The sequence below is a fragment of the Brachybacterium avium genome (genome assembly GCF_002216795.1).
In the GTDB taxonomy this organism is placed as follows: Bacteria; Actinomycetota; Actinomycetes; order Actinomycetales; family Dermabacteraceae; genus Brachybacterium; species Brachybacterium avium.
Genome location: NZ_CP022316.1, coordinates 2,901,727 through 2,928,047 on the forward strand (window position 1 = coordinate 2,901,727; position 26,321 = coordinate 2,928,047).

The following is a 26,321-nucleotide window of genomic DNA, read 5'->3' on the forward strand; positions in this document are numbered from 1 at the left end:
GCCGTCCGACCTGAGGCGGAGGGCTGGAGAAAGACTATGCAGAAGCTCGATGAGCTCGACAAGGCGTCCCTGCGCGAGGATGTCCCCGCATTCCGCGCCGGCGACAACGTCAAGGTGCACGTGAAGGTCATCGAGGGCAACCGCTCTCGTATCCAGATCTTCCAGGGCTACGTCATCGGCCGTCAGGGCCACGGCGTGGGCGAGACGTTCCGCGTCCGCAAGATCTCCTTCGGCGTCGGCGTCGAGCGCGTGTTCCCCGTGCATGCCCCGACCGTCGACAAGATCGAGGTCGTCACCCGCGGCGACGTGCGCCGCGCGAAGCTCTACTACCTGCGCAACCTCACGGGCAAGAAGGCCCGCATCAAGGAGAAGCGCAGCCACTCCTGATCTCAGGCATGTCCTGCGACAGCGTGAACGGACGGCGGCGGCCCCACCCGGTGGTGGTCGCCGCCGTCTGTGTCGTGCTGCTGCTCCTCGGCGCGCTGCTGGTGCGGCACTACGTCGCCCAGCCGTTCCGGGTCCCCTCGGCATCGATGGCCCCGGCCCTGCGGCCCGGCGATGTGCTGCTGGCCGACCGCTCCACCCGGGGCACCGCGGAGCGCGGCGAGATCGTGGTCTTCGACGGGCGGGGCTACTTCGCCCCGTCCGCGGCCGACGGGAATCGGTTCTGGGTCAAGCGTGTCATCGCCGTCGGCGGTGAACGGGTGGAGTGCTGCGCACCGGACGGCGCGATCACCGTCGACGGCGCCCCCCTGGAGGAGCCCTACCTGCCCGAGGGCACCGCGCCCAGCGAGATCGAGTTCTCTCTGCGGGTCCCGGAGGGGCGCATGTTCGTCCTGGGTGACAACCGGACGGATTCCACCGACTCCCGTCATCTGCTGGGCGCTCCGGGAGGCGGCATGATCCCCGTGGACCGGGTGGTCGGGGAAGCGGATCGCATCGTGTGGCCGCTCTCGCGCCGCAGTGCGCTCTGACGCCCAGCATCTGCCGATAGGATCTTCGCGATGAACGCGTCCCACGATTCCCGCCCTGCTGAGTCCTCCCATGAGGACCCCGCAGACGGCAGGGACCCCGCGGGCCGGGACGCGCAGCACCCCGCACCGCGCCGTCCCCGGCGGCAGCGCATGCCGCTCTGGCTGGACACCTTCGTCACCATGGTGGTGGCGCTGCTGATCGCGGTGCTGGTCAAGACTTTCCTGATCCAGCCCTTCTACATCCCCTCGGCCTCGATGAACCCGACGCTGCTGGAGGACGACAAGATCCTGGTCTCCAAGCTCAGCCCCGGAGTCTTCGACCTCGAGCGCGGCGATGTCATCGTCTTCGAGGACCCCGATGACTGGATCCCCGGGGACGCCACCGAGAACCCCACCCCGCGGGTGCGGGTGATGATGCTGCTCAGCCTCGTCGGACTGGCGCCGGACCCCTCCCAGGACCATCTGGTCAAGCGACTGATCGGGGTATCCGGCGATCACGTGGTCTGCGAATCCGAGGGGGCGGCGCTCGAGGTCAACGGGACCACGCTCGAGGAGCCGTACATCAATCCCGAGACCCCGGCCTGTCAGGACGCCTTCGACGTCACCGTGCCGGAGGGCAAGGTCTGGGTGATGGGCGACAACCGCTATGCCTCCGCCGATTCCGCGTGGCACGAGATCCGGGGTGAGGGCGGCTTCGTCGACGAGTCCGACATCACCGGTCGTGCCGAGGTCATCTTCTGGCCGCTCAGCCGGTGGGACCGTCTGAACGACGGCCATGGGGCCTTCACCGACGTGCAGGATCAGCCGTGACCGCAGCCGTCCCGACCCTCGAGGTGGAACGTGCCCTCGCCGCTCGCCGCGGTGGCGGCCGGCGCATCATCGTGGGGATCGACGAGGTGGGCCGCGGCGCGCTCGCGGGTCCGGTCGCGGTCGGTGCCTGCGCGCTCGAGGTGGTCGACGGCGTCATCGCCCCGCTGCCCGAGGGTGTGCGGGACTCCAAGAAGGTGACCGCACGCCGCCGCGAAGCGCTCGTGGTGCCGATCCTGGACTGCGTGCATGCCGGCGCCGTGGGCTGGGCGAGCCCGGCCGAGATCGACGAGCTCGGGATCATGCCCGCACTGACCCGCGCCGCCCTGCGCGCGCTGGAGGCGCTCGAGCTGGACGCAGCGGCCGACGCGATCCTGCTCGACGGCGACGTCGACGTCCTGACTCCGGCGCTCGCCGCGGCGGATCACCTGCCGCCACTGGTCCACCTGCAGGTGTCGGCGGATCGTGACTGCGCGAGCGTGGCCGCGGCCAGCATCCTGGCCAAGGTGGCTCGGGATGCGCGCATGGTCGAGCTCGATGCGGACGCCCCCCGCTACTGCTGGGCCGCGAACAAGGGATACGGCTCCGCGGCGCACCGCGAGGCCATCGATCTGCACGGCGTCCACGAGCACCACCGGCGCAGCTGGCGGCTCGGCTCCCGGCCCGCCATCACACCGCGCGCAGTGCCCGTGACGACCTCGGAACCCGCAGAAGCTGGCGTACTGTGGGACGACCAATGGCACCCGCAGTATGGGAAGGAGCGTCGGTGAGCGCCCAGGAACTCGAGAACTACGAGTCCGACCTCGAACTCCAGCTGTTCCGCGAATATCGCGATGTGGTCAGCCTGTTCACCTACGTGGTCGAGACGGAACGCCGCTTCTACCTCGCCAACCAGGTGGACCTGCAGGTCCGTTCCGGGGGTGGCGAGGTCTTCTACGAGCTGCGGCTCGCGGATGTCTGGGTGTGGGACATCTACCGCTCGAACCGCTTCGTGCGCTCCGTGCGGGTGGTGACGTTCAAGGACGTCAACATCGAGGAGCTCAACAAGCAGGACATCTCCCTGCCCTGACCCTCGAGCGCGGCGCACCGTTCCTCCACAGCGCCGTGTCGTCCCCATCCGCGATGCAGCGCCTGCACCGGCCGCCGGATCCGGTCACGCTGGCCGCATGAACCACCTCGCGAAGACCCCCGGACCAGTCCCCGGCCCCGATCCTGCCGGCGTGCCGGGGCCCGCCCTCCTTCCCGGCCCGGCCGCGGATCCGCCCATGACGGGCCCGGTCGCGGCGCCGCCGCCCCGCCGGGTGCGGGACATGACCACCGCCGAGCTCGGCCGCGCCGGCGAGGACCTCGCCGCCGCCCATCTGAGCGCCTGCGGCTGGCAGATCGTGGAGCGCAACCTGCGCCTGCGACAGGGCGAGCTGGACATCGTGGCGCTGGCCCACACCACGCTCGTCTTCGTCGAGGTCAAGACGCGGCGCTCCTTCGTCACCGGCGTGCCCCAGGCCGCCGTCACCCCGGACAAAATGCGGCGACTGCGACGCCTGGCCGGCGAGTACCTGATGGAGCGCTCGACCCCGCACCGCGACGTGCGGGTCGACGTCGTCGCCGTGCACGCCCACCTCGACGGCACCTTCTCGCTCGAGCACCTCGAGGCGGTCTCCTGATGGGCCATGCACGCACCCTCTCGATCAGCCTCGCCGGGCTCGACGGCACTCTCGTGGAGGTGGAGGCCGATGTCTCCCCGGGACTGCCGGCGTTCTGCGTGGTCGGGCTGCCCGACTCCTCCACGCTCCAGGCCCGGGACCGGGTGCGCGCCGCCTCCGCCCGCAGCGGCATCCGCCTCGCCGCGCGCCGGATCACGGTCAACATGACGCCGGCCTGGCGGCCCAAGCACGGCTCCGGCTTCGACCTGGCGATCGCCATGGCGGTGCTGGATGCCCAGGGAGGCCTGGCCGTGCCGGTCCCGGCGGATCTGGTGCTGCTGGGGGAGCTGGGACTGGACGGCCGGGTGCGGCCGGTCCCCGGGATCCTGCCGGCCCTGCTCGCCGCTCGCGCCCACGGCCTCACCCATGCGGTCGTCCCCGAGGGGAACCTGCCCGAGGCCCGGCTGGTCGACGGGATGGACATCGCGGGTGCCGGTGATCTCACCGAGCTCCTGCTCCGCTTCGGCGCCGACGTGCCGGCCTCCCCGGCGAGGCCGCCGACGGTCACAGCCCTGCCCGAGCCGAATCCGGCTGCGCAGTCGGCGCACCCACCCGATTTCCTCGATGTGCTGGGACAGGCCACGGCGCGGCGGGCCGCGGAGGTGGCGGCCGCGGGAGCCCACCACCTGCTGCTGACCGGGCCGCCAGGAGCCGGCAAGACCATGATCGCCTCCCGTCTGCCGAGCATCCTGCCGCCCCTGGACTCGCAGGATGCTCTGGCAGTCTCCGCGATCCATTCCCTGGCCGGCCGCTTCGATGCCCGGGCCGGGCTGCTGTGCACCCCACCCTTCGAGAGCCCCCACCACACGGCCTCCACCGCGGCGGTGGTCGGGGGAGGGGCGGGTATCGCCCGCCCCGGCGCCATCTCCCGAGCCCATGCGGGGGTGCTCTTCCTCGATGAGGCGCCGGAGTTCTCCTCCCGGGTGCTGGAAGCGCTGCGGGAGCCGCTCGAGACCGGGGACATCACCCTGCATCGCACGCGGGGCGTGACCCGGTATCCGGCCCGGTTCCAGCTGGTGCTGGCCGCGAACCCCTGCCCCTGCGGGAAGGCCTGGGGCAAGGGCGATGCCTGCAGCTGCACACCCCAGCAGCGTCGTCGCTACCGGGCGCGACTCTCCGGTCCGGTGCTGGACCGGGTCGATATGCGAGTGTCCGTGGGGCCGGTCGATCTGCACGGCAGCGGCGGCGTGCCGGGGGAGTCCAGCGCCGAGATCGCGGAACGGGTCAGCGCCGCCCGCGAACGCCAGCGCCGACGCTTCGCCGGGCGGGCATGGACCCTGAACGCGCAGCTGCCCGGGCCTCTGCTGCGCACGGAATTCGCCCCGGAGCGCTCTGAGCGACGGCTGCTCGACCACGCCGTCGCCCAGGGCCGGCTCACACTTCGCGGGCACGACCGCGTGCTGCGACTGGCTTGGACGCTCGCCGACCTCGTCGAAGCCGACCGACCCGCCGCCGAGCACATCGGCCAGGCACTGACCTTGCGCGAAGGAGAACCGCGATGACCCGCCACACCTCCGGTGAGGGAACGGAACCGGCCACCGGATCCGACCGCACCGCACGGATCACCTGGTCGTTGATCGCTGAGCCCTCGGACCCGGTGGCCTATGCCGCCTGCGCGGCGCTCGGCCCCGTCGCCGCCCTCGATCTCGCCCGACACGGCGATGCAGGAGCGCTGCTGCACGAGCTGGGTGAAGAGCTCCCTCGCCAGAGCGCCGACCCCGAGCGCGGAGCACCGAAGACCCGCATGGAACGCGCGGTCGAGCGCTGGGGAGCACGCCTGTCACGGATCGACGTCGAGGCTGTGCGCGCGGACGCTCGGCGTCGTGGGATCCGCATCCTCACCCCGCAGGACGACGAATGGCCGCAGCTGCTGGACGATCTGCAGGAGACCGCCCCGCACTGCCTCTGGCTGCAGGGCCCGGGGCATCTGTACTCCCTGCTGGGGGCGCGCACCGCAGCGCTGGTGGGATCTCGGGCGTCCACCCCCTACGGTGAGGACACTGCGGCGATGCTGGCATCGGCCTTCGCCGCCGGCGGCGGCACCGTGGTCTCCGGCGGGGCGTACGGCATCGACGCTGCGGCCCATCGCGGCGCACTGGCGGCCGACGGGGGAGCGACCATCGCCGTCCTGGCCGGAGGGTTGGACCGCCTGTATCCGCGGGGCAACACCCAGCTTCTGGAAACGATCCGTGAACGGCATCTGCTGGTCAGCGAGGCGCCGCCGGGCACCGCGCCGACCCGGTGGCGCTTCCTGGCCCGCAACCGGCTGATCGCCGCGCTGTCGCGCGCGACGGTCGTGGTCGAGGCCTCATGGCGCTCGGGAGCCCTGTCCACCGCCCGGCTGGCTGATCAGCTCTCCCGACCGGTCGGTGCAGTCCCCGGCCCGGTGACCTCCGCCGCCAGCGCCGGAAGCCACCGACTGCTGCGAGAACGCGGTGCCGTGCTCATCACCGAGCCGGGAGATCTGCTGGATCTGCTCCCGGGCGGTCCCGCCGCCGGGGAAGGCAGCTTCGCCGTCCAGGACGAGCTGGACCTGCTGACCCCCGCGGACCGCCGGGTGCTCGATGCGGTGCCGCCACGCTCCAGCATCGCCGAGCATCGGATCGCGGACGATATCGGCTTCCGGCCCGACGAGGTGGATGCCGCCCTGGCGCGCCTGGAGCTGCTGGGACTGGTGGAGAGGTCCGCGCAGCGGGCACGACGCGCCCGTGCCACCGCCTGAAGCAGCGGTCTCTCGCCGCTGGTGGGCGACACTGGGAAGCATGAGCGCACAGCGTGAGCAGGACGACGAGTCCCTCGTCGACGACTTCGCCGGGCATCTCCGCCTGGAGCGGGGGCGCTCGGAGCACACCGTGCGCGCGTACCGGCGCGAGGCCGCGGGGCTGCTCCAGCACCTCCGCGAGGTCGAGCGCATCACCGTGGATGAGCTGGACGTGAATGAGCTGCGCTCCTGGCTCGCCGTGCGGGCCGGCTCCGGTGCCGGCGCGAGCACGCTGGCACGTTCCGCGGCAGCGGCCCGCACCTTCACCACGTGGCTCGCCGCCACCGGGCGGATACCGCATGACGTCGGCGGGCGTCTGCGTGCACCACGTCGCGGCCGGCACCTGCCCACCGTGCTCACCGAAGACCAGGCCGGAAGACTGCTGGACGGGATCGAGGCGACGACGCGGCCGCCGGCTCCGCCACCGGAGCGGCCCAGCCCGCGATCCTCCGCGCCGCGCACCCCCCGGCAGAACGGCGGTGAGCCGCAGGAACGCGAGCAGAGCGCCATCGAGCAGGAAGCTCCCGATCACGCGGCAGAGGGCGCGACGGACCCACGGGGGCCGATCGAGCGGGCGGTGCTGCTGCGGGACATCGCTGTGCTCGAGCTGCTCTACTCCTCCGGCTTGCGGGTCTCCGAACTGGTCGCCCTGGACCGCTCCGGCATCGACCGCAGCCAGCACACCGTCCGCGTCTGCGGAAAGGGGGACAAGGAACGGGTCGTCCCCGTCGGCATCCCCGCCCTGGAGGCCATGCACAGGTGGGAGACCGAGGGCCGGGCGGTGCTGCTGGAGAGCGGAGGCAGCGCGGGCCGGGCCGGTGACGCGCTGTTCCTGGGGGTGCGAGGGGGGCGCCTCGGTGACCGGGCAGTGCGCACGCTGGTGGATCGTCATGCGAGCGAGGCGGGGATCACCCGGCACATCTCCCCGCACACCCTCCGGCACAGCGCCGCCACCCATCTCGTCGAAGGGGGTGCGGATCTGCGCAGCATCCAGGACTTCCTCGGCCACTCCTCCCTGGCCACCACTCAGATTTACACGCATGTCAGCGCGGAGCGGCTGCGACGCACCGTCGACCAGGCCCATCCACGCGCCTGAACCCCGAGCACCAGGGGCGGCATCACCAGCCGAGCAGCCGAGCAGCCGACGGCCGACGTGGTCCGCGCAGCACGCCGACCGCGCCGCGTGGTCACCGGATGCGGGCCGCCGGCAGCGAACGCCCCGGATCACCCCTCGACGGCGCCGCCGCGACGAGGAGGGGCCCTATCGCCCGAGCCTCGGCGGAGGGGCTGGGCGCCGCAGCCGCCACCGGCGTCCCTTCGGCGCCGGACGACTCCTCCCAGGGCAGCAGGACGCTCGGGCCCCGCCCGCCGAGCAGCGGCAGCGGATCCAGATATCTCCCGTCTCGCCGTGCGCCGAGATGCAGGCAGCCGCTCCCGGGGCAGTGCGAGGCCCCTGAGGTGCGCGCGAGGGTGCCCAGCACCTCGCCCGCCTGCACCGGGCTCCCCTCGTCCAGGAGCCCGTGCACCGGCTGGTAGGTCGAGATCAGCCCATCGGCGTGCACCACCGAGACCACACCGCGTCCGGCGACCATCCCGCTGAACCGCACCGTGCCCGACTCCACCGCGCGCACCGCATCCCCATCGACCGGGACGGAGATATCGATCCCGCGATGGCCGGGACCGTAGGGGTGCTCTGGTGCCTGGAAAGGCGAGATCACGTGATGGGGTGGTGGGAGCGGCCATCGCCAGCGCGGCCCGTCGGCGCGCGCATGCCCCGGCAGCGCCACCACCGCGAGCAGCGCCGCAGCCAGGAGCAGCACCAGCGCCCGGTGGCTCGCCCCACGGGCAGGGCGTCGACGAGGGGCAGCGGGTGATGGGGCGAGTACGGACAGCGGCGACATGACCGCATCCTGCTTCAGCGCCCCCATCGAAGCACGGCCCGGGATCGGGTTGTGGACGAGCAGCGGGTGGGGAGGAACCACGGATCCGGTGCCCGGAACCCGGCTCCCCGGCGTCGTGCGTGGTGACGTACGCCGCGCGCGGGAACGCGGTGGCATCCGATAGACTCTCCTCAGCATCCGGTCCGTCCGGATGACTTCGCGTGCCCACCAGGGCGCGTCGGCCAGCGGTCCCCGACCGTTCCCGCACCTCGCGTGCGGGATGTCTCGGGGCGGTCGACGACCCGGGCACCAGGCCCTGCACCGACCGGTGGCGGGGAACAACCAAGAATGCAGGTCCTGCGCGATGACCACGGACGCCCGCGGGCGCGCCGTACGAGCCCAGGGCCGGAGAACAGAGGACACCATCATGGCAGTCGTCACCATGCGCCAGCTCCTGGAGAGCGGCGTCCACTTCGGACACCAGACCCGTCGTTGGAACCCGAAGGTCCGTCGCTTCATCTTCACCGAGCGCAACGGCATCTACATCGTCGACCTGATGCAGACCCTGACGTACATCGACAAGGCGTACGACTTCGTCAAGCAGACCGTCGCCCACGGCGGCACCATCCTGTTCGTCGGCACCAAGAAGCAGGCGCAGGAGTCGGTCCAGGAGCAGGCCACCCGGGTGGGCATGCCCTACGTGAACCAGCGTTGGCTGGGCGGCATGCTCACCAACCTGCAGACCGTCTCCCAGCGCGTGAACCGCCTCAAGGAGCTCGAGCAGATCGACTTCGAGGATGTGGCCTCCTCCGGCCGCACCAAGAAGGAGCTGCTGATGATGCGCCGCGAGAAGGACAAGCTCGAGAAGACCCTCGGCGGCATCCGCGACATGGGCAAGGCCCCCTCGGCCGTCTGGGTCGTGGACACCAACAAGGAGCACCTGGCCGTCGACGAGGCCCAGAAGCTCAACATCCCCGTCGTCGCGATCCTGGACACCAACTGCGATCCCGACGAGATCAGCTACCCGATCCCGGGCAACGATGACGCGATCCGCTCCGTCACGCTGCTGACCCGCGTCATCGCCGATGCTGTGGCCGCTGGTCTGCAGGAGCGTCACGCCAAGTCGACCGGTGGCGAGAAGAACGTCTCCGCCGTCGAGGCCGAGCCGCTGGCGGAGTGGGAGCAGGAGCTGCTCAAGCAGTCCGAGGTCCAGCAGCAGGGCGCCCCCGCCGAGGAGTCCGTCGCCGCGGAAGCCGCCGAGACCGCCGAGGAGCCGGCCGGCATCTCCGCCGAGGCCCCGGCCCAGGCGGCCGACAACGCTCCCGCAGCGGACGCCGCCGCCGAGGCAGTCGCCGAGGAGAAGTCCTCCGAGGCCCCGGCCGCCGAGTGACTCGCAGGCCCGGGAACGGCACCACCGTTCCCGGGCCTCTCCACGGGGAGGCGCACCCCGCCTCCCTCCCCTCCCGCAGCAGCTCCCACAAGGAAGAGGAACATGGCCAACTACACGGCAGCAGACATCAAAGCGATCCGCGAGTCCACCGGCGCGGGCATGCTCGACGTCAAGAAGGCGCTCGACGACGCGAACGGCGACAAGGCCAAGGCCGTGGAGCTGATCCGCGTCAAGGGCCTCAAGGGCATCGCCAAGCGCGAGGGCCGCACCGCGTCCGAGGGCCTCATCGCCGTCGACATCCGCGACAGCGAGGGCGGCCGGACCGGCACCCTGGTCGAGCTCAACTCCGAGACCGACTTCGTGGCCAAGAACGACAAGTTCGTCGCCCTGGGTGACGAGGCCGTCGCCGCGGCCGTCGAGTCCGGCGCAGGTGAGCCCGAGGAGCTGGCCGCCACCCCGTTCGGTGAGGCGCTCACCAACGCCGGCGCCACCATGGGCGAGAAGATCCTGGTGCGTCGCATCGGTCGCGTCTCCGGCGAGGCCGTCACCGAGTACATGCACCGCACCAACAAGGACCTCCCGCCCCAGGTCGGCGTGCTGGTCGCGACCGACAAGGCCGGCGCCGAGGTCGCGCGTGACATCGCGATGCACATCGCCGCCTTCACCCCGGCCTACCTCTCGCGCGATGAGGTCCCCGAGGAGAAGGTCGCCGAGGAGCGCCGCATCGCCGAGGACACCGCGAAGAACGAGGGCAAGCCCGAGAAGGCGATGCCGAAGATCATCGAGGGTCGCCTGAACGGCTTCTTCAAGGAGAACTGCCTCCTGGACCAGGCGTTCGCCAAGGATGCCAAGAAGTCCGTCGGCCAGGTCGTCGAGGAGGTCGGGGGCACCATCACCGGTTTCCTCCGCTTCCGCGTCGGCAGCTGACACTCCCCGGAGGAGACCCGTCAGGGCCTCTCCCCATCGGTGACGCGTGAGCGTCGCCACCGCCCTGCGGCCCCGCACCATCGGTGCGGGGCCGCACCGGTATCATCACCGAGGACCCAGCGCGGAAGGACCGACATGACCCAGACGTTCACGTCACCGATTCCTGTTCTCCCCCAGCCAGAGGACGGACGTCGCGTCCTTCTGAAGCTCTCCGGGGAAGCCTTCGGCGGAGGCGCCGTCGGCATCGACCCCGATGTCGTCGCCCGGATCGCCGGAGAGATCGCCGAGGGCGTGGCCCTGGGGGTCGAGTGCGCCATCGTCGTCGGCGGCGGCAACTTCTTCCGCGGCGCGGAGCTCTCCCAGCGCGGCATGGACCGCCGCCGCGCCGACTACATGGGCATGCTCGGCACCGTCATGAACTGCCTCGCCCTGCAGGACTTCCTCGAGCAGCGCGGTGTCTCCACCCGCGTGCAGACCGCGATCGAGATGGGCCAGGTCGCCGAGCCCTACATCCCGCTGCGCGCGGTGCGGCACCTGGAGAAGGGCCGTGTGGTCATCTTCGGCGCCGGTGCCGGCATGCCGTACTTCTCCACCGACACGGTCGCCGTCCAGCGCGCGCTGGAGATCGGCTGCGAAGAGGTGCTGATGGCCAAGAACGGCGTCGACGGCGTCTACGACTCCGACCCGCGCAACAACCCGGACGCGCGCAAGCTCGACCACGTCACCTACAACGACGCCCTGCAGCGCGGCCTGAAGGTCGTCGACTCCACCGCCTTCAGCCTGTGCATGGACAATGCCCAGCAGATGATGGTGTTCGGCCTCGATGCCCCCGGCAACATCACGCGCGCCATGCGCGGGGACCGGATCGGCACGGTCGTCACCAAGTGACCCCGGCCCGGCGGGCCACCGTCCCGCCGGGCGCACCCCAACCGGCGAAGCCCGCCTGCCGACCTTGACGGTGCGGGACAATGGACCACGAACACACACCGAGAACCGAGGAGCATCCCGTGAGCGACGACACCCCGAGCATCCTGAAGGACGCGGAGTCCAAGATGGCGAAGTCCGTGGAGGTCACCAAGGAAGAATTCACCGCGATCCGCACCGGCCGTGCGAGTGCCGCGATGTTCCAGGGCATCAACGTCGAGTACTACGGCGCCCCGACGCCGCTGAACCAGCTGGCCTCCCTGCAGTTCCCCGAAGCCCGCACTGTCATCGTCACCCCGTACGACAAGTCCGCGATGTCGGGTGTCGAGAGCGCACTGCGTGACTCGGACCTGGGGGTCAACCCCACGAACAACGGTGACACCCTGCGTGTGGTGCTGCCGGCGCTGACCGAGGAGCGTCGCAAGGACTACGTCAAGCTCGCGCGCACCAAGGCGGAGGACGGGCGCGTCTCCGTGCGCGGCTCCCGCGGCAACGCGAAGAAGGCGATCGAGAAGCTGGTCAAGGACAAGGAGATCGGCGAGGACGAGGGCAGCCGCGCGGAGAAGGAGCTCGAGTCGCTGACCAAGAAGCACATCGAGCTGATCGACGAGGCGCTCGGCCTCAAGGAGACCGAGCTCGAGACCGTCTGAGCCGCAGCACAGGAGCGCAGAACCCTGCACCGCAGACCACGACCCGGTGGACCCCCGGCGTGAGCACCGAGCCGGCGCCCGCCGCCCCGACCGCCTCGAGCACGCTCGAGGCGGCCCCTGACGCGCCCGGGAGCGAACCCGAGCATGCCAAGCGCCGCGGCGCCGGTCGGAATCTCCCGGCCGCGATCGCGGTCGGCGCGGGGCTGGCCGCCCTGCTGTTCGTGACGCTGTTCGTGGTGCCGCAGGCCTTCGCGGTGCTCGCCGCCATCGCGATGGTCATCGCGGTGCTCGAGGTGACGCGCGCCCTCGCGCAGGGCGGCCTGCAGCTTCCCCAGATCCCGCTCCTGGTCGGCGTGATCGGCATGGTGGTCTCCACCGTCGTGTTCGGTGCCCAGGGGCTGCTGGTGGCGACCGCCGCCGCCGTCTGCGTGCTCATCCTGTGGCGCGTCAGCGAGTCGATGGGGCTCAGCGCCCTGCGCGACGTGGCCGGGGGAGTGTTCGCGCTGGCCTGGATACCGTTCCTGGGCTGCTTCCTGCTGCTCCTGTTCGCGCGCGATCAGGGCGAGATGCTGGTGCTGCTGGCCATCCTCGGCCCGGTCGGCAACGACATCGGCGGCTATGTCGCCGGGGTGCTGCTGGGGAAGCATCCGATGGCGCCGCGGATCAGTCCGAAGAAGAGCTGGGAAGGTTTCGCCGGATCTCTGATCCTGGGCACCGCCGGGGTCACCGCGGTCGCCACCCTCGCGCTGGGCCTGCCCTGGTGGGCGGGGGTCGCGATCGGGGTGGTGCTGGTGCTCGTCTCCACCGGCGGGGACCTCTCCCAGTCCCTGCTGAAGCGGGATCTCGATATCAAGGACATGGGGCACCTGCTGCCCGGCCACGGGGGAGTGCTGGACCGGATCGATTCCATCTTGCTCGCCGCCCCCGCCACCTACGTCATGCTGGAGGTACTGCTGCCATGAATACCACCGAGGAACCGATCAGCCGCCCCGGCAACCCCACGCCGGTCGCGCTGTCCACCACCCCCGACCTGTCTCGCGAGGCGGTGCCCGGGCAGAAGGTCGCCCTGGCCCCGGGCCAGCTCCAGATGCGTCCCTCCCGTCGGGGCAAGCCGCCGGTGCACCTGGCCGACCTCACCCTCGCCGAGCGGAAGGCCGCAGTCGAGGAGATGGGGCTGCCGGGCTTCCGTGCGAAGCAGCTCTCGGTGCACTACTTCGAGCACTTCACCACCGACCCCGCGGACCTCACGGACCTGCCCAAGGATCGCCGGGACGAGCTGGTGGAGAAGTTCTTCCCCCGCTGCTGAAGCAGGTCTCCCGGCAGTCCGCCGACCACGGCGCGACCCAGAAGTTCCTGTGGCAGCTGTTCGACGGACCCATGGTCGAGTCGGTGCTGATGCGCTACAGCGACCGCAACACCCTGTGCATCTCCTCCGAGGCGGGCTGCGGCATGAACTGCCCCTTCTGCGCCACCGGCCAGATGGGGCTGACCCGCAACCTCTCGGCCGCCGAGATCCTCGAGCAGGTGCGCATCGCCAACCGGATGCTCGCCCGCGGAGAGCTGCCCGGCGGGACGGGCCGGGTCAACAACATCGTCTTCATGGGGATGGGGGAGCCGCTGGCGAATTATCGACCGGTGGCGACCGTGTGCAGGCGCCTGAACGCACCGGCTCCGGAGGGCTTCGGGATGGGCGCCCGGCACATCACCGTCTCCACGGTCGGTCTGGCCCCGGCGGTCCGCAAGCTCACTGCGGAGAAGATCCCGCTCACCCTCGCGGTCTCGCTGCATGCGCCCGACGACGCGCTGCGCAACGAGCTGGTGCCGATCAACACCCGTTTCGACATCGACGAGATCCTCGACGCCGCCTGGGAGTACTTCGAGACCACCGGGCGCAGGGTCAGCATCGAGTACGCGCTGATCCGCGACATCAACGACCAGCAGCACCGGGCCCAGCTGCTCGCCGACCGGCTGATCGCCAAGGGCGGTGCTCACTGGATCCACGTCAACCCGATCCCGCTGAACCCGGTCAAGGGCTCGAAATGGACCGCCTCGGATCCTCGGGTGGAGAAGATCTTCGTGGAGACCCTGCGTGACAACGGGATCTCCGCGACCATCCGTGACACCCGCGGCTCCGACATCGACGGCGCCTGTGGCCAACTCGCCGCGGAGGTCATCGAGACCGACACCCACCGGGAGGACCGTGAAGCACGAGTCGCCCGCGTCGAGGCCATCGCCGCCGGGACCGAGTGACCACGGACCCACCGGGCCCCGACGATCCCGCCCACGACCCCCCGCACGCCTCCCCGCACCGCACCGCCCACGCCGCTACAGTGGGACCCCGACAGCACCGAGGAAGGACCCACTGGTGAGCACATCGTTCGAGCGTGTCTCGCGCTTCAGCGTCGGATACGACATGCACGAGGTCGACGAGTTCCTCTCCCGCGCCCGCACCGCCTATGAGGGGCGCGACCCCTCGTTCACCGGCGGTGACATCACGGCGGCCAGCTTCGGCACGGAGCGGGGCGGATATGACATGCGCGTCGTCGACGAGGCGCTGGATCGGCTCTCCGACGCCTTCGCCCTCCAGGCGCGGGACGATGCCGTCGCCGAGCACGGCGAAGAGGTCTGGGTCGCCCAGCTCACCGAGCGCGCCGAGGTGCTCAAGGAGCGGTTGGAGCGTCCTGCCGGAGATCGCTTCTCGCCGGCCGCCCAGGGCGAGCCGGCCTACGACAAGGCCGACGTCGACGGTCTGTGCGACCAGCTCGTCGCCTACTTCACCGACGGTCACCCGATGAGCGTCGATGACGTGCGGCGTGCCGCCTTCGGGCGCCGCCGCGGACCGGACGGCTATCGGGAGGCCGTGGTCGACGTCTACCTCGATCGTGTCGCGGACGTGATGGCCTCCGTGCCGTGACCGGGACCCGCGAGCGTCGGCTCGCGCTGCTGGGCGCCACCGGATCCATCGGCACCCAGGCGCTGGAGGTCCTCACCCGGTTCCCCGAGGTCGCCCGACTGCACGGGATCGCCGTCGGCGGCACCCGACCGGCGCTCGTCGCGCAGCAGGTCCTCGCCCACCGGCCCGAGCGGGTGGTGGTCTCGGACCCCTCCCGCGCCGATGCCGTCGAGGCGGCGGTGCGGAGCGCCTGCACCGCAGAGGGCCTCGCCCCGGCCCGGTTCGACGCCGGAGCGGATGCCGTGGTCGACCTCGCCGGCTCCCTCGCGGACGGGGACGTGGTGCTGAACGCGATCACCGGTTCCGTCGGTCTGCTGCCTACCCTCGCAGCGCTCGCCTCCGGAGCCCGGCTCGCCCTGGCCAACAAGGAATCGCTGGTGGTCGGCGGGCATCTGGTCACCGAGGCCGCGGCGCCGGGGCAGATCCTGCCGGTGGACTCCGAGCACACGGCGATCGCGCAGGCGCTGGCCGGCGTGCGCCACGACCAGATCGATCACCTGGTGGTCACGGCCTCCGGCGGCCCCTTCCGAGGCCGGCGCCGTGACCAGCTGGCCGAGGTCACCCCGGAGCAGGCCCTGGCCCATCCCACCTGGTCCATGGGCCGGGTGATCACCACCAACTCCGCCACCCTGGTCAACAAGGCGCTCGAGGTGATCGAGGCCAGCTTCCAGTTCGCGCTGCCGGAGGAGCGGGTGCAGGTGGTCGTCCACCCGCAGTCGATCGTGCACTCGATGGTCACCCTCGTCGACGGCGCCACCATCGCGCAGGCGAGCCCTCCGGACATGCGCCATGCGATCGGCTGGGCGCTGGCCCATCCCGAGAAGCTCGCGGGTCTCGCCACGGCGCTGGATTTCCGCGCCGCTCAGTCCTGGACCTTCGAACCGGTCGACGAGGAGACCTTCGATGCGATCGACCTCGCCCGCGCCGCCCACCGGGAGGGCGGGGGAGCGATGGCCGTCTTCAACGCCGCGAACGAGGAGGCCGTGGACGGCTTCTTCGCCGGAGACCTCAGCTTCCTCGGGATCACCGCGCTGATCCGGGCGGTGCTCGAGCATCCGCGGCGCCCCCGTGCCCTCCCGGCCGACGGGGTGGAGCCGCTCCTGGCGGTCGAGGCGTGGGCGCGCCGCACCGCCCGGCAGCTGATCCCCTCCCTGGAGGGCTGAGGCATGCTGCTGTTCGTGCTCGGCATCCTGGTGATCGCCGTGGGCCTCACCCTCTCGATCGCCCTGCACGAGATCGGGCACCTGGTGCCGGCGAAGCTGTTCGGCGTGCGCGTCACCCAGTACATGATCGGGTTCGGCCCCACGATCCTCTCCCGCACCCGCGGGGAGACCGAGTACGGCATCAAGGCGATCCCGCTGGGCGGCTTCATCCGGATGATCGGGATGTATCCCCGCACAAGGGGGAGCCCCCGGGCACCATCCGGGAGGATTCCACCGGCCTGCTCCAGCAGGTGTCGGAGCTGTCCGAGGAGGCGAAGCAGTACGAGTCCACCCTGTACGGGCCCGAGGATGCTCACCGCACCTTCGTCGCCCTCGCGGTGCTGAAGAAGTTGGTGGTGATGCTGGGCGGCCCCTGCATGAACCTGCTGATCTCCGTCGTGCTGATGGTGGTCCTGGTCAGCGGCATCGGCCTGCCGGCCGTGACCCCGACCGTGCAGGCGGTCTCCGAGTGCGTGGTTCCAGCGGATGCTCCTGCCGACGTCGGCTGCGAGGGCCGCGAGCCCGCCCCGGCGCTCGCGGCGGGGATCCGACCCGGAGACATCCTGCGGGTGATCGACGGCAGGCAGATCCACAGCTGGGACGACGTCACCGCCGCGGTGAGGGCCGCCCAGGACCGCACCGTCGAGGTCGTCGTCGAGAGGGACGGCGAGATGATCCCCCTCGAGGCGACCATGGTGGTCGACGCCCGCCCGGTGCTGGACGAGGACGGCGCCGTGGTGCGGGACGCCGCAGGGGACCTGGTCACCGAACAGGTCGGGTTCCTGGGCGTCGCCGGCACCCCGGACCTGGTGCCGCAGTCCCCGGCGATGGTGCCGGAGATGGCGTGGTCGGCCTTCACCCGGACCGGGGAGCTGGTGCTCACCCTGCCGGTGCGGCTGTGGGAGGTGGGGCAGGCTGCCTTCGGCACCGCCGAACGCGATCCCAACGGCCCGCTCGGCGTGGTGGGAGTCTCGCGTCTGGCCGGTGAGGTCGCCGCCGCCGACCAGCCCGGCTTCGAGCTGCGCGAGAAGGTGGGCACGATGCTCTCGATGCTCGCCTCGCTGAACATGGCGCTGTTCGTGTTCAACCTGGTGCCGCTGCTGCCGCTGGACGGCGGGCATGTCGCCGGAGCGCTGTTCGAGGGGGTCCGTCGCTTCCTCGCCCGGCTGCGGGGCCGGCCCGACCCCGGCCCGGTGGACATGTCCCGCATGCTCCCGGTGACCAATGCGGTGGCGCTGGTGTTCATCCTGATGACGGTGCTGCTGCTGTATGCGGACATCGTCAAACCCATCACCTTGTTCCCCTGAACCCCGGTGGTGCACGCCACCGTCATCGTGCAGGAGCGGTGGAGGTCTCTCGCCCCGCCTCGCAACCCCCGCCGCGGAAGTCCATAATGAGGAGGTGACTTCAGTGAGCCTGGGCATCCCGTCCGTCAAGCAGCCGCCGCCGGTGCTCGCCCCCCGGCGGAAGACCCGCAAGGTCAGGCTCGGCGACCTCTACGTCGGCGGCGATGCACCGATCACGGTGCAGTCGATGACCACCACCCCCACGCATGACATCAACGCGACCCTGCAGCAGATCGCGGAGCTGACCGCAGCGGGCTGCGACATCGTGCGGGTGGCCTGCCCCCGGCAGGAGGACGCCGACGCGCTGGCCGCGATCGCCGCCAAATCCCCGATCCCGGTGATCGCCGACATCCACTTCCAGCCCAAGTACGTCTTCGCCGCCATCGAGGCCGGTTGCGCCGGGGTGCGGGTGAACCCCGGGAACATCCGCCGCTTCGACGATCAGGTGCGGGACATCGCCAAGGCCGCGAGGGACCACGGCACCGCCCTGCGGATCGGGGTGAACGCCGGCAGCATCGACCAGCGCATGATGACCGCGGACCGGGTCACCCCCGAGGCGCTGGTGGCGTCCGCGAAGTGGGAGGCCTCCCTGTTCGAGGAGCACGACTTCCACGACTTCGGCATCTCTGTCAAGCACAACGACCCGGTGATCATGGTCGACGCCTACCGCCAGCTCTCCGAGGAAGGAGACTGGCCGCTGCACCTGGGCGTGACCGAGGCGGGACCCGCCTTCCAGGGCACCATCAAGTCCTCCGTGGCCTTCGGCATCCTGCTGGGAGAGGGCATCGGCGACACCATCCGCGTGTCGCTGTCGGCCCCACCGGTCGAGGAGGTCAAGGTCGGGATCCAGATCCTGCAGTCGCTGAACCTCAAGGCCCGCAAGCTCGATATCGTCTCCTGCCCCTCCTGCGGCCGTGCCCAGGTGGACGTCTACAAGCTCGCCGATGAGGTCACCGAGGGGCTCAAGCACCTCGAGGTCCCGTTGCGCGTGGCCGTGATGGGCTGCGTCGTCAACGGTCCGGGCGAGGCCCGCGAGGCCGATCTCGGTGTCGCTTCCGGCAACGGCAAGGGCCAGATCTTCGTCAAGGGCCAGGTCATCAAGACCGTCCCCGAGGCGGATATCGTCGAGACCCTGCTGGCCGAGGCGAACCGTATCGCGTCCGAGATGGATGAGAACGAGCCCTCCTCCGGTGTCCCGTCCGTCTCTGTGGGCTGAGCGGCGATGTTCCGGCGCGGGGGGCGGGTCCGAGCGGTCCGCCAAGGCAGCCATGAGGCCGCGATCGCCCTCGCGCTGACCGACCCGGTCACCAACGCCCTGGCCGGCGCGCGCCTGCGCGAGCTCGGCCGCTCCGCCACCCTGTCCCAGGAGTTCTCCCTGGTCGGCGAGGAGCGGAGCCCTGAGGGGCTGCTGTGGCACGGGGTGAACCTGAACCCGATATCCGCCACCGACCGGGCGCTCGAGGACTTCGGACGGCAGCAGTCGTCCCGGCCACGCAGATCCAGCTCGGTGGTCGGCGACCGGCATGCGGTCGAGATCCTCTGGGAAGCGCTGGCGGAGGTCTGGGGGAGCGACGTGCGGGAATACCGCTGGAGCCAGCCGCTGCTGCTGGCCGAGGATCCGGGCGCGGTCCCGAAGCACCCGCCGGTCGGGCTGCGCGCCGCCGTCCCAGGAGAGGAGGCGGCGGTGTTCCCCGCCGCCGTCGCCATGTTCCGCGAGGAGGTGGGGGTGGACCCGCTGGCCGGGGACGGCGGCCGCTCCTATCGATCGCGCATCGCCGACCTGATCCGTCGGGGTCGTACCTATGTCGTCATCGAGGACGGCGAGGTGCTGTTCAAGGCCGACGTCGGTGCCCTGTTCGGGCCGGTCGCCCAGATCCACGGGGTATGGGTGCGCCCCGACCAGCGAGGGCGTGGCCTCGGCCGGGCGGGCATGGCCGAGCTGGTGCACCTGGTGCACCGCGATCATGTCCCGCAGGTCTCGCTCTACGTCAACGACTTCAACGAACCGGCCCGGCGAGCCTACGCCGCCTCCGGCTTCCGCCAGGTCGGAGAGCTCTCCACGATCCTGTTCTGAGCGTCCTTCGCCGATCGGCACCGCGAACGAGGCGCGGTCCGCTCAGCGTCGCAGGAGCGCATCGAGCGTCAGCAGTACGTTCGCCGCCGTCCAGGCCAGCGGTGCCACCTCCGCCGGGCGCCCGTCGAAGAGCACCTTCTCCGGCAGGGACCCGGCCGCGGTGCGGTGCTCGGCGAGCCAGCGGAGGATCCCCATCGCCGCCGCATGCTCGCCGGTGCGGGCGAGAGCGAGGCCCAGCAGGCTCGTCGAGGGCGTCCAGCTCACCCCGTCCGCGCGCCAGGAGGCGCCCGGGGCGATCCCGCCGCCCGGCCGGGCCAGCTCGTGACGAAGCGCGGCGAGCTGCCCGGACGGGACCACGCCGTGGCAGCCGCTCGCATCCAGGAGAGCCCGCGCAGAATCGGCACCTCCCCCTGCGCGGTAGCGCTGATAGCCGCCGCGCCCGAAGGTGCCCTCCAGCAGGAGCGTGAAGGTCTTGGCGGCCAGGTGCACCTCCGGATCCTCGGTGAGAGACGCCCCCGCGCGCAGCCCCATCAGCGTCGCAGCCATGGTCCACAGGGTCACGGAGTGCTCGCGCCTCTCCCAGTAGTCGGGGGAGACCGGCGGCATCCCGGCGCCGTCCTGCGTCGAGGAACGCAGTGCATCCACGGACACAGTGACCAGCGTGGTCAGGCGCTGCGTGACGATCTCCTGCCGGTCCCCGCCGGCGCGCCCCGCCGCCGCCGCGACCTCGGCTGTCGCCCACAGCAGCAGGCCGATGCCGTCGAACTGGCGCTGCCTGCGATCCGGTGCTCGGTCCGTGCCGGGGTCGTAGCGGGCCTCGAACCAGCCGTCGCGGGCCTGGAGGGACTGCAGGTGAGCGAGGACGTCCACGGCACGATCGAGGTGACCCACCCGGGCCAGGGCCACCGCGCAGAACGCGGCATCACGGGGCCAGATGTGCTGCCAGGAGGGGCTCCACCCCGCGACGGGGGCGGGCAGCGCGTCACCGAGGACCCAGAGGTCCTGCAGCGCGGAGGCCGCGAGGTCCTGCAGCAGCGGCTCCTGCGGGAGGGCTTCGGTGAGCCGCTCCCGCCAGGCGGCGGTGCCCTCGTCGAAGCGGTGGGCACGGCGCCGCACAGGGGAGGAATCCGGCAGATCCACAGCGAGCCGGGTGCCGGGGAGCACGTCGAGGGGGACCCCGCGCCCGCCGACGAGAATCCGGGTGCCGCGTGCGTCATAGGCGACGGTCCCGGACCAGAGCGGGATCACGGTGCGGGGGTCGGCCTCGGGCGGTGCCAGCTTCCATCCGGCGAGGGAACCGGCACCGACCGCACCGAGCGCGGCAGCGACCCCGGCGCCGCGCAGCAGCTGACGCCGCGACGTCCCGGGCCGCGGGGGACTCGCCTCCGCGCCCGTGGAGCTCGTCCCGGGATCCGGGGCGTCCGGGTCTCGCTGTCCTCGCCGGTGCATCCGTCCAGGGTACCGAGGCGCCGTGCACCGGCGTCCGCCGGGCCGCCGCCACCAGTACGGCCGGGCCCTCGCGCCCAGTACGATGGGGCCGCGCGAGCCCCGGTGGCCCCGCCCCGAACCACCCCGTGTGAAAGGCCTGCCCCATGATCCGTCTGTCCTCGTCCTTCGTCCGCACCCTGCGGGAGGACCCGGCCGACGCCGAGGTCGCCAGTCACCGGCTGCTGGTGCGTGCGGGCTACATCCGTCGCAGCGCCGCCGGGGTGTACACCTGGCTGCCGCTGGGGCTGAAGGTGCTGCGCAAGGTCGAGCAGATCGTGCGCGAGGAGCAGGACGCGATCGGTGGCCAGGAGGTGCTGTTCTCGGCGCTGCAGCCGCGTGAGCCCTACGAGACCACCGGGCGCTGGGAGGACTACGGCCCGAACCTGTTCCGGCTGCAGGACCGCCGGCACGACGACTACCTCCTGGCCCCCACCCACGAGGAGATGTTCACCCTCACGGTCAAGGACCTGTTCTCCTCGTACAAGGACCTGCCCACCATGCTGTACCAGATCCAGTCGAAGTACCGCGATGAGGCGCGGCCCCGGGCAGGGCTGCTGCGCACCCGCGAGTTCATCATGAAGGACGCCTACTCCTTCGATGTGACCGACGCGGGCCTGGACGTCTCCTACGAGAAGCAGCGTGTCGCCTACCAGCGCACCTTCGACCGGCTGGGACTGCCCACCGTGATCTGCCGCGCCGACGCCGGCGCCATGGGCGGCTCCCGCTCCGAGGAGTTCCTGCACCCCACGTCGGTCGGCGAGGACACCTTCGTGGTCTCCGAGGGCGGCTATGCCGCGAACGTCGAGGCGGTCACCACGCTCGCCCCGCCCGCGCTGGACGACGCCATGATCGCCGCACTCCCGGCGATGCACGTCGAGGACACCCCCGGAGCGAGCACCATCGCGAAGCTCACCGATTTCTCCAATCAGGCCTTCCCGGGGAAGGGACCGATCGCCGAGTCGGGGGAGTGGACCCGCCACGAGATGCTCAAGCACCTCGTCTACCTGCTGACCTTCCCCGACGGTTCCACCGAACCGTTGGTCATCGCTCTGCCCGGCGACCGGGAGGTCGACGGAAAGCGGCTGGAGGCGGCGCTGTCCCCTGCGATCGCGACCCCCTTCACCGAGGCGGATTTCGAGAAGCAGCCGGTGCTGAAGAAGGGGTACATCGGTCCCGAGGGGCTCGGGATGGAGTCTGCCTCGGGGATCCGCTACCTGGTCGATCCGCGCGTCGTGCCCGGCACCTCGTGGGTCGCCGGCGCCGGCGAGAAGGACAAGCACCTCTACGACCTCGTCTTCGGCCGGGACTTCACCGCCGACGGCACCATCGAGGCCGCGGAGGTGCGCGACGGCGATCCTGCGCCCGACGGCTCCGGCCCGCTGCGTCTGACCCGCGGCATGGAGATGGGGCACATCTTCCAGCTGGGTCGCAAGTATGCCGAAGCGCTGGACCTCAAGGTCCTCGACGAGAACGGCAAGACCGCAGTGGTGACCATGGGCTCCTACGGCATCGGTGTGACCCGGGCCGTGGCCGCGGTCGCCGAGCTCTTCCACGACGACAAGGGCCTGGTCTGGCCCCGTCAGCTCGCTCCGGCCGATGTGCACATCGTCGCCACCGGCAAGGGGCAGGAGATCTTCGCGGAGGCGGAGCGGATCGCTGTCGAGCTCGAGGCCCGCGGCCTGGAGGTGCTCTACGACGATCGGCCCAAGGTCTCTCCGGGCGTGAAGTTCAAGGATTCCGAGCTGCTGGGTGTGCCCACCTCGGTGGTCGTGGGCCGGAGCCTCGCCGAGGGCGTGGTCGAGCTGCGGGACCGCGGCAGCGGCGAGATCCGCGAGGTCAGCCCCCAGGAGATCGTCGCGGCGGTGGTCGAGGAGGTCCGCGGCGTCTGAGCCGTCGACACCCGCGCGGGCGGGGCGCCGCCGGGCGGCGTCCTGCCCGCGACTGCGCGGGCGCTGCCAGTCACCCCTGCGCGGGCGGCGGCTGTTCGACCTCGAGGCTCGGCAGCGGCTCCATGCGGTCCACCAGCGGCGCCAGCTGCTCCGCTTCCTGCAGGGCCGCGGCGATCGGCAGCGGACGCCGCTCGAACGGAGCGGCGCCGACCAGCGCGATGTGATCGATCAGCAGTCCCTGGGCCAGCAGCGTCGGCAGCTCCGCAGCGGCCTGCTCATCGAGGGTCCCTCCGGGGATGGCATAGACCGCCTGGCGGGCGACGACCGGGGCGCCGTCCTCCTCGGCGATCTCACCGAGCTCCCCGGCGCGCTCGCGATGGAGCGCGGTGAGGTCCAGATGCTGCTGCCGCACCTCGCCCGCAGACCGGGCCGCGAGCACCTCGTGGAGGAACCCGGCGTACCACTCCTCCAGCTGGGCCCGCTCGAGCGTGCGCTGGTAATCGGTCTCGGCGCCGATCGACGGCGGATCGGTGGTGGGCACCACCCGGGCCGGCACCAGCTCCTCCGCTGCGGGGGAGGGGGCACCCCGTCCTCGCCGGCACCGCCGCGCATCCGCTGCGCGGCCCACGCCGTGTGCGCCGCGATCGCGACCACGGGCCGTGCCAGGGAGCCGGAGATCTGACGCGCCGCCGAGGCGGCGAGGTCACGCAGCTGGGCCAGGGTCGCCACCAGGCCCGGCAGATCGGTCGGGGTTCCCTCGGGCGGCGGGGGCGGGGACTGTCCCGGTGAGGGATCATCCTCCGCCTCTCGCTCCTTCTCCCGCTCCGCGCCGGTCAGCAGGGCGGTGCGCTGCACCGGCAGGGCGGCGGAGAGCGCCGCCAGGGCCGAGGACAGCAGCGGGTCCCCGCCGGCGTCGCCGTCGGCGACCACCCGCGCGGTGCCGGCGATCGCACTGTCCAACAGCTCCAGCAGATCCGCCCGATACAGATCGTCGATCCCCGGCGGAGGCGGCGTGTACTCCTCCGGCTGGCCCAGCGCGATCCGCCCGCAGCCCGCCAGCGGCAGCAGCACCGCCAGACCGGAGGCCCGCAGCAGCATGCGACGGGAGGGGCCGGGGGCGGCGCAGGGCGGAGCAGAGGGACGGGGCACGGGATGATTCTCGCATCGGAGCCTCAGGTGGAGGCACGGACCGGCCGTGGCCACTATCCTGGTGCCATCGCCCCGGGGTCTCCCCGGGCACCACAGACACCCATAGCAGCAGGAGGCGAGCGGGCCATGAGCGCACTCGAGGACCAGACCATCCTGCGGGAGACGGCCACACGGGTGCTGGACGCCCATGGGCTCGTGCTCGAGGACGTCGAGATCCGGCGCGGCGGCGGGATGCCGCAGGTGCGCCTCGTCGTGGACCTCCCGGAGGACCAGCTGGGCAGCGTGGATCTCGATACCGTCGCCGACGCCTCGCGAACGCTCTCCGAGGCCGTGGACGCCGATGATGCCGTGCTGGGCAGCACACCGGTGCTGCTCGAGGTCACCACCCCGGGCGTCGACCGCGAGCTGACGCAGCCGCGTCACTTCCGCCGCTCCCGCGGGCGCCTGCTGGCACTGACGGTCGCCGACGGCACCAGCTATCGGGCCCGGCTCCTCGCCGTCCACGGCGAGGAGCTGCATCTGCGCCAGGAGCCCGGCCGCGATGACCGCGGGCGCCCGGTGAAGCTGCCCCCGGGCACGATCGAGCGCCCGGTGATCCCGATCGCCGACGTGCGAACCGCCCGGGTCGAGGTCGAGTTCGACCCGCCCGCCGACCTCGCTCAGCTGCTCGCTGATGCCGAGACCACCATCGCGGACCATCCGACCGCGCAGAAGGAGAGCTGAGATGGACATCGACCTGGGTGCCCTCCAGGCCCTCGAACGTGAACGCGAGATCAGCCTGCCCGTGCTGCTGGACGCGATCCGCTCGGCGCTGCACGCCGCTTACCTCCACACTGATCACCCGGTGCGGGACTCCGAGGTGCTCATCGACGACAGCACCGGTGAGGTCGCCGTGATCGCCCGTGAGCGCGACGCCGACGGGAACGTGGTGGAGGAGTGGGACGACACCCCGGAGAACTTCGGTCGGGTCGCGGCCTCGACCGCTCGCCAGGTGATCTTCCAGCGCATCCGCGACCTGGAGGACGACGCGGTGCTCGGCGAGTACGCCGATCGCGCCGACCAGATCGTCTCCGGCATCATCCAGCAGGGCCGTGATCCGCGGATGGTGCTGGTCGACCTCGGTGAGGTCGAGGCCGTGCTGCCGCCTCACGAGCGGGTGCCGGGGGAGGACTACTCTCACGGTCGTCGTCTGCGGGCCTATGTCACCGAGACCCGCCGCGGGCCCAGGGGCCCCCAGATCACCCTGTCGCGCTCCCACCCGAACCTCGTGCGCCGACTGTTCGACCTCGAGGTCCCCGAGGTCGCCGACGGGACGGTGGAGATCACCGGCCTCGCCCGGGAGGCGGGCCACCGCACCAAGATGTCCGTGCGCGCCACAGTCTCCGGCGTCAACGCGAAGGGCTCCTGCATCGGCCCGATGGGTGCCCGGGTGCGCTCGGTGATGAACGAGCTGGGCGGCGAGAAGATCGACATCGTCGACTTCGACGAGGACCCCGCCACCTATGTCACCAACGCGCTCTCGCCCGCCCGGGTCACCAGTGTGACGGTGCTCGATGAGGTCGGCCGTTCGGCACGGGCCGTGGTGCCCGAGACGCAGCTCTCCCTCGCCATCGGCAAGGACGGGCAGAATGCGCGGCTGGCCGCCAAGCTGACCGGCTGGAAGATCGATATCCGGCCCGACAGCGCACCGGAACCCCCGCCCGCCGATTGAGGTGTGTCCCACGCCTCCCCGCTGCGGTAGGTCAACTGCAGGTCCGCTACACTGGGGAGGCTGTTCGCCGGGTGGAGGCACGCATCGTTCGCCGATCGTGCACCTGCCCGCGCGGAGGCGCTCGGAACGGAGGTGGAGGAATGGGTATCCGCTCCTCTCATCGTCCTGAGCGCACGTGCGTCGGCTGCCATCAGGTGGCCCCGCGCGATGACCTGGTGCGTCTGGTCCGGGAGTTTGCTCCCGGAGGAGCTGCTCCGCGAGTCCGCGTCGATCCCTCGAGGTCGGCCCACGGCCGCGGATCATGGCTCCATCCGGCCGCGTCATGTCTCGAGCTCGCCCTTCGGCGAGGCGGTTTCCCCGGTCCTTCCGGGGACCGGTCGACACCGGGCTCCTCGCCCAGTCGCTCGAGAACCCCGATTTCACCCGAACGTGGAACAGGTAGAAGAACCATGGACATCCGATGAGTACTCACCAATGAGCACCTTCAGGAATT

25 protein-coding genes and 2 pseudogenes are annotated in these 26,321 nt (G+C 71.3%); 24 read left to right on the forward strand and 3 right to left on the reverse strand.

The genetic code is table 11. From position 1 onward, the window contains the following. The first annotated feature begins 36 nt into the window (after positions 1–36). From rplS to CFK39_RS13045, 9 genes are all read left to right on the forward strand, one after another. Positions 37–387: a 50S ribosomal protein L19 gene (gene rplS, locus CFK39_RS13005; RefSeq protein WP_089065816.1), complete on the forward strand. Its 351-nt coding sequence runs from the start codon at positions 37–39 to the stop codon at positions 385–387. 8 nt (positions 388–395) lie between these two features. Then, positions 396–974, forward strand: coding sequence for a signal peptidase I (gene lepB / locus CFK39_RS13010; RefSeq protein ID WP_089065817.1), 579 nt, complete (start codon positions 396–398; stop codon positions 972–974). A 30-nt stretch (positions 975–1,004) separates the two neighbouring features. Next, positions 1,005–1,784 (forward strand): signal peptidase I, encoded by a 780-nt coding sequence (gene lepB / locus CFK39_RS13015; protein WP_089065818.1) that lies wholly within the window; start codon positions 1,005–1,007, stop codon positions 1,782–1,784. Continuing rightward, a complete protein-coding gene (locus tag CFK39_RS13020; protein WP_089065819.1) occupies positions 1,781–2,551 on the forward strand; it encodes a ribonuclease HII in 771 nt (256 codons plus the stop codon). The genes lepB (CFK39_RS13015) and CFK39_RS13020 overlap by 4 nt, the downstream gene beginning before the upstream one ends. After that, positions 2,548–2,850, forward strand: a complete 303-nt coding sequence (locus CFK39_RS13025; protein ID WP_012804628.1) for a DUF2469 domain-containing protein — start codon at positions 2,548–2,550, stop codon at positions 2,848–2,850. Before CFK39_RS13020 ends, CFK39_RS13025 begins: the two co-directional genes overlap by 4 nt. A 97-nt stretch (positions 2,851–2,947) precedes the next feature. Further along, positions 2,948–3,445 carry a YraN family protein gene (locus CFK39_RS13030; protein WP_089065820.1) on the forward strand — a complete coding sequence of 166 codons (498 nt, stop codon included), beginning with the start codon at positions 2,948–2,950 and terminating at the stop codon, positions 3,443–3,445. Next, the gene (locus CFK39_RS13035) at positions 3,445–4,986 is read left to right on the forward strand and encodes a YifB family Mg chelatase-like AAA ATPase (protein ID WP_089065821.1); all 1,542 of its coding nucleotides are present in this window, start codon (positions 3,445–3,447) and stop codon (positions 4,984–4,986) included. The genes CFK39_RS13030 and CFK39_RS13035 overlap by 1 nt, the downstream gene beginning before the upstream one ends. After that, positions 4,983–6,206 (forward strand): DNA-processing protein DprA, encoded by a 1,224-nt coding sequence (gene dprA, locus CFK39_RS13040; protein WP_089065822.1) that lies wholly within the window; start codon positions 4,983–4,985, stop codon positions 6,204–6,206. Before CFK39_RS13035 ends, dprA begins: the two co-directional genes overlap by 4 nt. 40 nt (positions 6,207–6,246) lie before the next feature. Continuing rightward, positions 6,247–7,341 carry a tyrosine recombinase XerC gene (locus CFK39_RS13045; RefSeq protein ID WP_089065823.1) on the forward strand — a complete coding sequence of 365 codons (1,095 nt, stop codon included), beginning with the start codon at positions 6,247–6,249 and terminating at the stop codon, positions 7,339–7,341. Positions 7,342–7,432: 91 nt separating this feature from the next. Here the strand turns inward: CFK39_RS13045 and CFK39_RS13050 are convergent, their stop codons facing one another. Continuing rightward, positions 7,433–8,227 carry a murein hydrolase activator EnvC family protein gene (locus tag CFK39_RS13050; RefSeq protein WP_245822634.1) on the reverse strand — a complete coding sequence of 265 codons (795 nt, stop codon included), beginning with the start codon at positions 8,225–8,227 and terminating at the stop codon, positions 7,433–7,435. 325 nt (positions 8,228–8,552) lie between these two features. Between CFK39_RS13050 and rpsB the strand changes: the two genes are divergently transcribed. The 11 genes and pseudogenes from rpsB (at position 8,553) to CFK39_RS13105 (ending at position 19,591) form a co-directional block, all read left to right on the forward strand. Then, the gene (gene rpsB / locus CFK39_RS13055) at positions 8,553–9,515 is read left to right on the forward strand and encodes a 30S ribosomal protein S2 (RefSeq protein WP_089065825.1); all 963 of its coding nucleotides are present in this window, start codon (positions 8,553–8,555) and stop codon (positions 9,513–9,515) included. A gap of 102 nt (positions 9,516–9,617) precedes the next feature. After that, complete coding sequence (gene tsf / locus CFK39_RS13060) at positions 9,618–10,442, forward strand: translation elongation factor Ts (protein ID WP_089065826.1); 825 nt, start codon at positions 9,618–9,620, stop codon at positions 10,440–10,442. A gap of 135 nt (positions 10,443–10,577) precedes the next feature. Continuing rightward, positions 10,578–11,330: a UMP kinase gene (gene pyrH / locus CFK39_RS13065; protein ID WP_089065827.1), complete on the forward strand. Its 753-nt coding sequence runs from the start codon at positions 10,578–10,580 to the stop codon at positions 11,328–11,330. 119 nt (positions 11,331–11,449) lie between these two features. Next, positions 11,450–12,016 (forward strand): ribosome recycling factor, encoded by a 567-nt coding sequence (gene frr, locus CFK39_RS13070; RefSeq protein ID WP_089065828.1) that lies wholly within the window; start codon positions 11,450–11,452, stop codon positions 12,014–12,016. A gap of 59 nt (positions 12,017–12,075) precedes the next feature. Continuing rightward, entirely contained in the window at positions 12,076–12,978 is a 903-nt protein-coding gene (locus tag CFK39_RS13075) for a phosphatidate cytidylyltransferase (RefSeq protein WP_089065829.1), read from the forward strand. Next, positions 12,975–14,266, forward strand: a pseudogene (gene rlmN / locus CFK39_RS13080) (dual-specificity RNA methyltransferase RlmN). Before CFK39_RS13075 ends, rlmN begins: the two are co-directional and overlap by 4 nt. A 115-nt stretch (positions 14,267–14,381) precedes the next feature. Then, the gene (locus tag CFK39_RS13085) at positions 14,382–14,930 is read left to right on the forward strand and encodes a DivIVA domain-containing protein (protein ID WP_089065830.1); all 549 of its coding nucleotides are present in this window, start codon (positions 14,382–14,384) and stop codon (positions 14,928–14,930) included. Further along, on the forward strand, positions 14,927–16,132 hold the full coding sequence (dxr, locus tag CFK39_RS13090) for a 1-deoxy-D-xylulose-5-phosphate reductoisomerase (RefSeq protein ID WP_089065831.1): 1,206 nt from the start codon (positions 14,927–14,929) through the stop codon (positions 16,130–16,132). The genes CFK39_RS13085 and dxr overlap by 4 nt, the downstream gene beginning before the upstream one ends. 3 nt (positions 16,133–16,135) lie before the next feature. Next, a pseudogene (locus CFK39_RS13095) lies at positions 16,136–17,478 on the forward strand (M50 family metallopeptidase). Positions 17,479–17,572: 94 nt separating this feature from the next. After that, positions 17,573–18,733, forward strand: coding sequence for a flavodoxin-dependent (E)-4-hydroxy-3-methylbut-2-enyl-diphosphate synthase (ispG, locus tag CFK39_RS13100; RefSeq protein WP_089065832.1), 1,161 nt, complete (start codon positions 17,573–17,575; stop codon positions 18,731–18,733). Positions 18,734–18,739: 6 nt separating this feature from the next. After that, positions 18,740–19,591: a GNAT family N-acetyltransferase gene (locus tag CFK39_RS13105; protein WP_089065833.1), complete on the forward strand. Its 852-nt coding sequence runs from the start codon at positions 18,740–18,742 to the stop codon at positions 19,589–19,591. Positions 19,592–19,633: 42 nt separating this feature from the next. Here CFK39_RS13105 and CFK39_RS13110 read toward each other — a convergent pair whose 3' ends face one another. Continuing rightward, positions 19,634–21,040 (reverse strand): twin-arginine translocation signal domain-containing protein, encoded by a 1,407-nt coding sequence (locus CFK39_RS13110; RefSeq protein WP_157697171.1) that lies wholly within the window; start codon positions 21,038–21,040, stop codon positions 19,634–19,636. Between the two features lie 143 nt (positions 21,041–21,183). On the opposite strand from CFK39_RS13110, the gene CFK39_RS13115 reads away from it, so the two are divergent. Continuing rightward, a complete protein-coding gene (locus CFK39_RS13115; RefSeq protein ID WP_089065834.1) occupies positions 21,184–22,968 on the forward strand; it encodes a proline--tRNA ligase in 1,785 nt (594 codons plus the stop codon). 70 nt (positions 22,969–23,038) lie between these two features. Here CFK39_RS13115 and CFK39_RS16995 read toward each other — a convergent pair whose 3' ends face one another. After that, complete coding sequence (locus CFK39_RS16995; RefSeq protein WP_245822636.1) at positions 23,039–23,524, reverse strand: DUF4439 domain-containing protein; 486 nt, start codon at positions 23,522–23,524, stop codon at positions 23,039–23,041. 719 nt (positions 23,525–24,243) lie between these two features. Here CFK39_RS16995 and CFK39_RS13125 point away from each other — a divergent pair. The 3 genes from CFK39_RS13125 (at position 24,244) to CFK39_RS13135 (ending at position 26,292) form a co-directional block, all read left to right on the forward strand. Further along, the gene (locus CFK39_RS13125) at positions 24,244–24,840 is read left to right on the forward strand and encodes a ribosome maturation factor RimP (protein ID WP_089065835.1); all 597 of its coding nucleotides are present in this window, start codon (positions 24,244–24,246) and stop codon (positions 24,838–24,840) included. A 1-nt stretch (position 24,841) separates the two neighbouring features. Then, a complete protein-coding gene (nusA, locus tag CFK39_RS13130; RefSeq protein WP_089065836.1) occupies positions 24,842–25,828 on the forward strand; it encodes a transcription termination factor NusA in 987 nt (328 codons plus the stop codon). A gap of 140 nt (positions 25,829–25,968) precedes the next feature. Continuing rightward, complete coding sequence (locus tag CFK39_RS13135) at positions 25,969–26,292, forward strand: YlxR family protein (RefSeq protein WP_245822638.1); 324 nt, start codon at positions 25,969–25,971, stop codon at positions 26,290–26,292. The last annotated feature ends 29 nt before the right edge of the window (positions 26,293–26,321 follow it).